Annotated in this window: 4 protein-coding genes; 3 read left to right on the plus strand and 1 reads right to left on the minus strand. The window is 66.5% G+C overall.

What is annotated here, in order from left to right:
* Positions 1-335: 335 nt before the first annotated feature.
* Positions 336-608, minus strand: a complete 273-nt coding sequence (locus tag ACFWF3_RS28210) for a hypothetical protein (RefSeq protein ID WP_378989288.1) — start codon at positions 606-608, stop codon at positions 336-338.
* 108 nt (positions 609-716) lie between these two features.
* Here ACFWF3_RS28210 and ACFWF3_RS28215 point away from each other — a divergent pair, with 108 nt between their 5' ends.
* From ACFWF3_RS28215 to ACFWF3_RS28225, 3 genes are all read left to right on the plus strand, one after another.
* Complete coding sequence (locus ACFWF3_RS28215) at positions 717-1,898, plus strand: AAA family ATPase (RefSeq protein ID WP_378989289.1); 1,182 nt, start codon at positions 717-719, stop codon at positions 1,896-1,898.
* 263 nt (positions 1,899-2,161) lie between these two features.
* The gene (locus tag ACFWF3_RS28220) at positions 2,162-3,112 is read left to right on the plus strand and encodes an alpha/beta fold hydrolase (protein WP_379316493.1); all 951 of its coding nucleotides are present in this window, start codon (positions 2,162-2,164) and stop codon (positions 3,110-3,112) included.
* A 191-nt stretch (positions 3,113-3,303) separates the two neighbouring features.
* A complete protein-coding gene (locus tag ACFWF3_RS28225) occupies positions 3,304-3,594 on the plus strand; it encodes a hypothetical protein (protein ID WP_056824003.1) in 291 nt (96 codons plus the stop codon).
* The last annotated feature ends 38 nt before the right edge of the window (positions 3,595-3,632 follow it).

A 3,632-nucleotide genomic window follows, 5' to 3' on the forward strand; every position in this document is an offset into this window, starting at 1 on the left:
CCCATGACGAGGGCACCCTTGACGGAATTCGGCAGTCGAGAATCCCGCTGCAAGCTGTGTTTACCCACCGAGACGAGTCTCCGATCTTGCTACTCTCCCGCCGCTCGGTCGCGAATCGCTTGGCGACAACGACTTTTCGGCGGTGACCCAGTGGCGCCGCTTCTCTGACGAACCGACAGACTCCACTAAGTCACGAGAAGATTACGGCCTGTGATGAGCGCTGTCCAGCGAAGCACGCAAGTTGTTTTCCTACGACCGGAAAAGCCCAGAACAGAGGCCACGGTACCGGCGTGTCGGCGCGAGTAACGATTTCATCGTCCGCGCCGCGCGGCGCGTTACCCAGTGCGCCGCTCGCGCAGGGCGCGCTCGAGTTCGTCGATGCGCGTTCGGGCGTCGGCCAGGTCGACCTCGAGCCTGCCGAGCACGATCATCATCGGTCCGAGCGCCAGGTGAGCGAGCGACTCCGGCGGTATTTCGCCGTAGCCCCCCTCCAGCGTCGCCTCGAGCGTCGCCAGCAGGTTGCGCCGGACCGCGTCGGCCAGGTGCGCTTCCGGCGGCAGCGGCCATGCGGCGACGATTTCGGCGGCGGACACAGGTTGCTCGGACATCACCCTCCATCTCGGACCCAAGGACAGTCTCGTGTTCGCTAGCAGTATCTAGGACACAGCCCAGAGTTACCGAGATTCTCCCGTGCACACGCGCTACGGTTGTCCGGCATGGACCCCGTGCGCAATCCGTATGCACCCGGCGCCGGCCAGCGTCCGCCCGAATTGGCCGGGCGCGACAAACAACTCGCGGCGTTCGACATCGTGCTCGAGCGCATCGCCCGCGGTCGGCCCGAACGCAGCGTGATGCTCACCGGCCTGCGCGGTGTCGGGAAGACCGTGCTGCTCAACCAGCTTCGTTCGGCCGCCATCTCGCGCGGCTGGGGCACCGGCAAGATCGAAGCGAGACCCGACCAGGATCTGCGCAGACCACTGTCCTCGGCGCTGCACATGGCGGTGCGCGCGATCGCGATGTCGGCCCGCAACGCCGAACAGGTCGACGATTTCCTCGGCATTCTCAAGGCCTTCGCGTTGCGCGCCACCGCGGACAAGGGCATGCGCGAACGGTGGCAGCCCGGTATCGATGTGCCCGCGGTGACCGGCCGCGCCGACTCGGGCGATATCGAGATCGATCTGATCGAACTGTTCAAAGAGGCTGCGGCCCTTGCCTCCGACATCGGTGTCGGCATTGCCATCTTCATCGACGAAATGCAAGACCTCGGACCCGCCGACGTGTCCGCGATCTGCGGTGCCTGCCACGAACTGAGCCAGGACGGCGCCCCGCTGATCGTCGTCGGCGCGGGCCTACCCCACCTCCCCGCGGTGCTCTCGGCCTCGAAAAGCTACTCGGAGCGACTGTTCAGCTACCACCGCATAGATCGCCTCGACCGCGAATCGGCCGACCTCGCGCTCATCGCGCCCGCCGAACGCGAAGAGGTGAAGTTCACCGAAACCGCACTCGATTCGCTCTATCAAAGAGCCGACGGCTACCCGTATTTCGTGCAGGCCTACGGCAAGGCGGCCTGGGATCAGGCACCCGAGAGCCCGATCACCGCCGAGGACGTCGCGGTGGCCTCCCCCGCCGCCGAGGAGGAACTCGCGGTCGGTTTCTTCGGCTCCCGCTACGAACGCGCGACCCCGGCCGAACGCGAGTACATGCGCGCCATGGCCGACCTCGCCGGCGACGACGCCCCGGTCGCCACCTCGGCGGTGGCCGCCGAGCTCGGCCGCAAACCCGCCTCGGTGTCCCCCGCGCGCGACGGCCTGATCAAGAAGGGCCTCATCTACTCGGCCGAACGCGGCACCATCGGCTTCACCGTCCCTCACTTCGGGCGCTACCTCCGGAGCGTATGAAAATCTTCGGGCTTCTAGGGCATCACCTAGAGAGTCTGAGAAAGTTCTGCCGAACGACTCTTCGACAACTATCTACAGTTTTCTAGTTCAAGGGCTAGATATCCGAAGAATTTCCTGGGTAACGGTATGAGCCTGCCCGGGATCGGTTGCGCATCGGGTGGATAACGCGAGGGTTGACCGGCTAACACGCTGGAAACCTTCTCCGAAACACCAGCAGGACCCGCCGCTGAAGGTGCGTCCCGCCGGAGGCGGAGGAGGCTCCAATGTCGAAGACCTTCCCTATCACCGACACCGACGGCCGTCGCTGCACCGTCGTCGCCGATGACGGCGTGCCGATCGCGGTCCGCAGCTTCGGCGCCACGGACGCGGCCCTGACCGTGGTTTTCGTGCACGGCCACTGCCTGCACACCGAATCCTGGTCGTTCCTGCGCGAACATCTGCTGCGGGAGTGGGACGCCGACGCCCGCATGGTCTTCTACGACCACCGCGGCCACGGCGAGTCCGGGCACGCTCACCACACCACCTACACGATCGACCAGCTCGCCACCGATCTCGACGCGGTGCTGCGCGCGGTCGCCCCGACCGGCCCCTTGGTGCTCGTCGGTCATTCGATGGGCGCGATGGTGGTGCTCGCCTACGCCCGCCTCTATCCGGCGGCCATCGGTCACCGGGTCGCCGGGATCGGCCTGATCGCCGGCGCCGCGGGCGGCATCACCGAGGCCGGCCTCGGCAGGCTGCTCAACCGGCACGCCGTTGCCTCACTGCAGCGCGCCGTCGTGCACGCACCGCGAGTGATGCAGGCGTCGAAGCGCTTGTCCCGCTGGATCTTCGCGCCCCTGATCCGCGAGGCGAGCACGGGTACCCGGCGGGTGAATCCGCGCGTCTCGGCCATCGCCACGGCAGTGCTCAACGAGACCGCGCTGCTGACCATGTCCGGCTTCCTGAGCTCGCTGCTCGACTTCGACGAGGCCCACACCCTGCCCCACTTCGGCGATCTGCCCGCCCTCGTCCTGTCGGGCTCGGCCGACCTCATGGTGCCGTTCGCGCACTCGGTGGTGCTGGCCTCGCAGCTGGCGGGCGCCGAACTGGTGCGGGTCGAGGGCGCGGGTCACAGCGTCATCCTCGAACGCGCGGAGGAGGTGGCCCGGTCGATCATCGCGTTGGTCGAGCGGGCGAGCATCGACGCCCGTACGCGCTACGCCGTCGCCGGGTGAACGCAACAGTTACCGGATGGCAATCCTGTGATCCCCGACAACATCGGGCGTAAACCGAAAAGATCCGTTATTGTGGTGGAGATCACGTTGTGTGGTGAGTCACACAGCTCGGTGCAGTGCGGCCCGAGGCTTTTCGGGCGTGCCCGTGATCCGGCGAGTCGGTATGCCCGCCATATACACAGGAGGTAACGATGACACGCAGCGATATCGCGGAACTGCGCTACGCGGTCGGCCAACTCCGGCAATCGATAGGCGCACTGCGCTCCAACTACGGCGACGCGGCCACCATCCGTCGTCTGGAGAACGACCTCGAGCGGCTCGTCATCGACGCCGAGGACTTCGAGCAGGCACCACCGCCGGAACTCGCCGTCCCCCGCAGGTCGGAGCCGATCTACGTGCCCGACAGCAAGTCCGACGAAGCGGCATGGATGGGCGCTCAGGACGAAGGGCTCGGGTTTCATTCGCGCCCTAGAACAAAGTAAGACCTGATCACCGGCGCGACGGCCCTGCTGACAGGGTC

It is taken from the genome of Nocardia sp. NPDC060220 (assembly GCF_042727815.1).
GTDB lineage: Bacteria > Actinomycetota > Actinomycetes > Mycobacteriales > Mycobacteriaceae > Nocardia.